Origin of the sequence: Nostoc sp. XA010, assembly GCF_020829625.1 — a bacterium.
GTDB lineage: Bacteria > Cyanobacteriota > Cyanobacteriia > Cyanobacteriales > Nostocaceae > Nostoc.
In genome coordinates, this window is record NZ_JAIVFX010000013.1 from 219,435 (window position 1) to 225,540 (window position 6,106).

Consider the following 6,106-nt stretch of genomic DNA (forward strand, 5'->3'; position numbering starts at 1 on the left):
CAATATGGTCTGTTTCAAAGATCCATCAAGTTAAAAGCGCTACTGTCATTAGGTCTAGCCTTGAGATAGCGATCAGTGATGGCTAAATTGGCATGACCCAAAGTTTCTTTCACTAGTACCGGATTAGTCCCGCGCTCAATAGCGTGAGAACCGTGGGCATGACGTAACCAGTGAGCCGAAACCAGTTCGCTTAATCCGGCTTCGAGTGCGATTGCTTTGACAATCGGGTGCAAGTTTTGACGGTCTAAATGTCCCCCCTTTTGACTTGGAAACACTGCTTGATTGGCGTGAGCCGAAGCTTTGAACTCCATTAATTCCGCCCAGAGTTTCGGCTTGATCAGAATTGTCCGATTTTTGCTGCCCTTGGCTTTACGAACATACACCTGACCACTGTCGCCACGGGGTGTCAAATCTCCCCAAGTCAGATCACAGATTTCACTTGCCCGTAACCCTGCCTGATACAGGAGTTTGATAATTAACAAATTACGTAGGGCTGTGTACTGCCGTTTGGGAGTTTTCGCATCAGCTAAATGCTTATTGGCTGCCCGTACTAACAATTTAATATCAGCTTCATCAAGATAGCGTTCGTTGATTACATCTGGCAATTCACCCAGTTTTAGTGCCATACCCACATTAAAAGGGAGATATCCAATTTTATGAGCGAAACTAATCAAGCTCTTAGCCGCAGCAATGTATATCCGCTTTGTGCTTTCGGCATTGCCCCCAAAAGAACTAGCGTATTCTACCAAGTCTTCATAAGTCACTTTTTTGAGCGGCTTGTCCAGAAAATCCAGAAATCGCCTAGTGTATCGCTGGTAAGCCCGAATAGAAGACGACGCTTTTCCCTCCAACCACAGCGCAATCAACTTCGCCTCCGCCTGCGCTACTGGCAAGGAAGCGATCGCCTTTCTATGTGCTGTTAGGTGGACTAGAGAGAGCGTCATTTTTATTACTCCCTTAAAAATCAGACACAATTGTAGTTTCGTCTGGTTTTATAGTGTCTGATTTTTATTGTCCTTTAAAATGGGCGTTTCAACTCACCCTCAAGCGACTGAAAATTTCTCGATTTTTGCGTATAGTACACCTCTAATACTGAGGAGCGTGACAAACACAATACTGTTATGCAATTGTTCAGCAGGGTATTTATTTTGAAAAACCTAAAAATAGGTGAAAAAAATAAACTAAAAATGACTTTATAGTTAATAACTGATATAAGAGGTCAAAGAGCGTCCTCCAAATGCGATATACAAATACTGCAAATGTAGTTTTTGGTAAAAAAAACGGACAAAGGTGCTTATTTTAAAGAACTTGTACAAAATTCTCCCCTACTTATGTTGCTTCGGTACCAATCGGAATAGGGGGTTTATTTACGCCGCAGTGTACTGCTTTTTCAGCGCTATCACGCCATAAAACTATAGAGTTATTTTTAGTTTATTTTTTGAGAGTGGTTTGATTGCTTTGTGTTTAAGACACTTTTTTTCTAGAACCGCAAACGGGAGCTAGAGAAGTAGTTTCTCAAGAATTGCCAAGGCACTTACCAGTAATGAAATGCCCCGCCGTCGCTTACGAGACACGGGGCGAAAGCGTTAAAGATGAATGGCACTAAGTTAAGCTGAAAAGTATGCAGCGTAAGGATTGCAGAGGAGCAGGGGAGCAGAGGAGAGATTTATACAAGTTCTTTCCCCCCTGCCCCTCCGCACCTCTGCCCAAGAGCTTGCCACCACGCAAAATTCCCTTGGCAGACTACTAGCTACCAGATTTCTCACTCTTGATTGAGAGCAACAACCGCAAGCCGGGTGAAATTGTTAAGTTGAACATTTCTAAATTGCAATCGTCGGGTGCAAAAAAGCGCTTTCCAACCGATGCTGTAATCGTGTATATCGCGGTTGGTCGTCACTAGAACGCAAAGCCTTGGATATCGCTTTCTTGGAACCAACGACAATCGCTAACTGCTTGGCACAAGTTAATGCTGTGTACAACTGTTTACGAGACAACATCATATAAGGCTGCGTATAAATTGGCAGAATTACTACCGGATATTCTGAACCCTGGTTTTGATGAATGGTGAGGCTCCAGGCGAGGGCAATTTGATTTAAGTCTGCTCTGGTTCTAACGACAGTATGCTTACCATACTGTACAGTAACTTCCATCTCTTCAAGATCAATGGCCTTGATAATTCCGAAGTCGCCATTAAAAATTTCGTGATTATGATCATTAGTCAGTTGAATGATCCGATCGCCTTCTCGTAATAAATTCCCGCCCCTGGTAATCTCTACTTTGTCGGGACTGGGCGGATTAATCAACTGCTGCAATACGGTATTGAGGTTACGAGTCCCAAGTAAACCGCGCGACATGGGGCAAAGCACTTGCACATCAGTAGCTCGATTGTAACCCAGGCGGGGAATCAAGTCTGTAATGATTTCGGATATTGCTTTAACACCATGTTTGGGGTGATGACCGCCGCCGTGCCACAGACACTCAGACACGGGATTATCGGAAATCGGTTCAATCGTGGGAAACTGGCTTCGGTTAATTTGGTGAGCAGCAGTGATAATTGCGCTCTGTTGGGCTTGCCTAAATACTTTGGTCAACCGCACCACCGGAACGTGACCAGAATTAATCAAGTCAGCAAGGATTTGACCGGGACCGACAGAGGGTAACTGGTCAATGTCACCCACTAGCAGTAGTTGGGAACCGTATTGTATCGCCTTTACCAAAGAAGATGCCAGAAACAAATCAAGCATACTAGCTTCTAGCGCGACAATTGCGGTATGGGGTAAAGGGTTTTGATTATCGCGTAAGAAGCCCATTGTCTTTGGGTCAAATTCCAACAAGCAGTGTAGCGTCTTGGCTTCGAGTTGTGTGATTTCACTCAGGCGTTGAGCAGCGCGTCCAGTTGGCGCAGCTAAGGCGATAGATTTGCCCATTGCTTTCCACAGAGAGACTATGGTCTGGGTGGTGAAAGTTTTACCGCAACCGGGGCCACCAGTAAGAATCATTACCCTTGAATATGCAGCCATTTCTACCGCTAGCTGTTGCTGTGGTGAAAGTTTGATTTTATGACTCTTGGTGAAGCGCTCAATCCAGGCGCGAACACAAGGCATATCTTGTGCAACTGGTTGGCAAAATCTAGATTGTATTAATTGAGCAAGGTTCTGTTCTGTGTGAAAGTACGTTGGTAGATAACATAGCAGCGTTTGGTCTTCGATTTTCTCGCGGATTAAGTCATCCTTGAGTGCCATGTCTTTGATAATATCAGCGAGGGCATCTTCTTCGGGTGTGTGATCTGTTGTAGTCAGCAGTTTGATCACATTCTCAATGAGTAAAGTCTGGGGTAAATAGCAATGCCCATCGGCAGCAGCTTCGTTCAAAACATGAATTAAACCAGCACGGTAACGGAACTGACTATCAGGCGCAACTCCTAAATTAAAGGCAATTTTATCAGTTCTCAGAAAACCAATACCGTAGATGTCAGCAGCTAACTGGTAGGGATTGCTGGTGAGAGTAGCGAGTGCTTCATCCAAGTAATGCCTGTAAATTTTGACTGTATAAGTAGTAGAAACGCCATGACTGTGGAGAAATAGCATTAAATAAATGTAAGAGATGTAAGAAAATAAAATAAAAATAAGTTGATAGCTAAATAAAGATATTTTGAATTGAAGCAGAGACTTGATATTTGGGTTATGCCATCGGCGACGGCGACCCGGACGCGAACAATCCCACAAACTATCGAGTTTGCCCCAGTACCAGCGATGAATTGTGTCGCGTACAGTCTGTGGATGCCATTTTAAGTATTGTGCGATCTTTAGCACTGTCCATCCAGCGGCTGATAAGCGTAGTACAGTGGCACGACTTTGAGTTCTTGGTGGTATACCTTTTGCTTGAGTGAGTGCTAGTAGGGCTTGATCTTCTATTGGTGACAGGTCAACTTTTAAAGGCGCTGGCATCTTGGTCAGGGGTAAAAATATTTACGACTAAAAGAGATTATCCCAATTTGATGTGCCATTTACCATTTCCCTGTTTTGGGAATACTGAATTGATATTGCTGTTTGCGCTCTGGCTTGCGTACTTTTTTTTTCTAGTAGTTTGGTAGCGACTTTGAGTTTTTTGATGTGCCTGTGTACTAGAAAAGCTAGGCGTAGAAGAAACGATATTAAAAATAGCCAAAAAAGTAGAATTATAATTTCCATTGCCCGTGGATTGTAGATGCTTAATTCCACCATGCAGTAAATTTATTATCTAAAGCATCAGAAATATCCTTGCTAGAAATAGGAATACTCGGATGGTGGGCACTAGAGAACACCAGTAAGTATACGCCTGAAACAACAATTAAGAATTCAATGGGCAGCTTAATAAGAATATATTTTTATCAGCAATGTGAAAAGTATTGTAATTTCCTGCACCAGTATTTTAGTAGGAGGCTATCTCAATTCTCGTATTGATGAATAAGTCGGTTGATAGATGATTCCATGTGAAATTGTACGGGATTTAATTTACTTGTTGAGCAACTCTAAGTCCCAGGTATAAAAACCAATCTGCTCAGGAACCCTAGTGAATCGCCCTATGCGATGACCCCGTGATAACTCATTCAATACCTTGTTTTTCACTTCTCTAATCTCAGTCGCAGTGAGTTCGCCATAGATTCCGTTGGTAATTTCTGAAACCCCGAAAACTTTACCCGAATTATTTTCTAGAAAAGTTGTTAGTGCATCAATTAAAAACTGACCCTGAAATTCTTCGAGCATTGGTATGTCTTTGGGCTGGGGTGGCAAAACTTGTTTCTTATTTTTGCCTTTGACTCTGGTGGACGAATTTTTCGTCTCTGGTTTGGGTAACAAAGTTAAAGAGAGAGTATAACATCCGGGTTCTCCTGGGACACTGAACCATTTGTTAGTTTCCAAGCCATGAGTGAGGGATGATTGAACTCTGCCTTTGATGACCTTGAAGGCATCTGGCTCTAACTCCCCATAGAGCATTTTGACAATAAAATCGATGTGAACAATTGTGCCAATGTGTTCTGCCAAAACCTGTTCAATAGCTTCCGGGCGAGACAGGGATTGGAAAATAGGCAGCATGGCCGTCTCGGTTCCATAGAGCGCTTGCTGTTGAGTTGATGTTTCTATCGGTGGCTCTAGGAGTACTGGAGTATCTGTAGCTGCATCAGATTCTTCACCTGACCAAGCTTGTATAAGTGTGAATATGTTTTGTTGAGTGGAGTCAAGCAATTGTGTTGCGACTGTTAATGTATCCTGTGAATCGTCTAGCTCAAGATGGGTAATAGGTTCAACATCGTCATTAACAGATTCCTCACTTAAGAATAAGAAGAAGTTTTTTCCTTTTTCAGAGGTGAATTCTTCATTAGCCACCTCCTCAGTCAAAGACCAGTTAGATAATAGAGCTTCTACATGAGTGAGATTTGCTTTGGCTAGGGTATATAATTTTTCGTAATCTTCTACAAGAGGTGCGTAGTAATCCCGCAATGCTAATAATGACTCGATTGCTTTTTGGGGAGGCTCTAAAGGAAAGGGGCTATTCATCAAGTTTAGAGTTAAATATACCTTGCGACACTCATATAGTTATGAAACGACATCGAGTGAATTGGAAAAGAATTGACAGTTTCACATCTATTGTAAAGTATTTGAGCAAGTTAAAGCTCCGCTCTGCTTTCCATGTTGTCAAAGTGATTCATACTACAAGAGGATCGCGCTACCCAAAAAGCAATCGAGTGCATTCCCCCTTGGTGTTATGGGAGGAACTGCACTCGTCGAATTTTACTTATTTAAGCAGTTGTGAATTTATAAGTTTTTCCATTTTTCAAGGGTGAGACAAGGTTGTAAAGCAGTAGTAGGTATAAATCCACTGGAAGAAACACCGAAATTGTTTAAAGAAGCAATTTCGTTTTTGGCATTATCAATGGCTACTTGTATAGCTTTGGTTTTATCTTCAGGGGAAAGTTTATCAATTTTAGCGCTGTCAGGTTTTGGAAGGGCAGAACCTTGTCTGAGTGAAAATTCGTTTATTTTGTAAAACTGATCTCCTCCTTGGGGTTTACCCAATAAGAGACAACCTTTAGATTTAACAAACAAACCAACATTTTGCATACTGA

3 protein-coding genes and 1 pseudogene are annotated in these 6,106 nt (G+C 42.3%); all 4 read right to left on the minus strand.

From position 1 onward, the window contains the following. Positions 1–14 precede the first annotated feature (14 nt). Positions 15–944, minus strand: a complete 930-nt coding sequence (locus tag LC608_RS20145; protein ID WP_229555203.1) for a tyrosine-type recombinase/integrase — start codon at positions 942–944, stop codon at positions 15–17. Between the two features lie 876 nt (positions 945–1,820). Beyond that, positions 1,821–3,947 carry an AAA family ATPase gene (locus LC608_RS20150; RefSeq protein WP_229555204.1) on the minus strand — a complete coding sequence of 709 codons (2,127 nt, stop codon included), beginning with the start codon at positions 3,945–3,947 and terminating at the stop codon, positions 1,821–1,823. 546 nt (positions 3,948–4,493) lie between these two features. Further along, the gene (locus LC608_RS20155) at positions 4,494–5,537 is read right to left on the minus strand and encodes a hypothetical protein (RefSeq protein ID WP_229555205.1); all 1,044 of its coding nucleotides are present in this window, start codon (positions 5,535–5,537) and stop codon (positions 4,494–4,496) included. A gap of 258 nt (positions 5,538–5,795) precedes the next feature. Then, positions 5,796–6,106 (minus strand): annotated as a pseudogene (locus tag LC608_RS20160) (hypothetical protein); the annotation flags it as partial.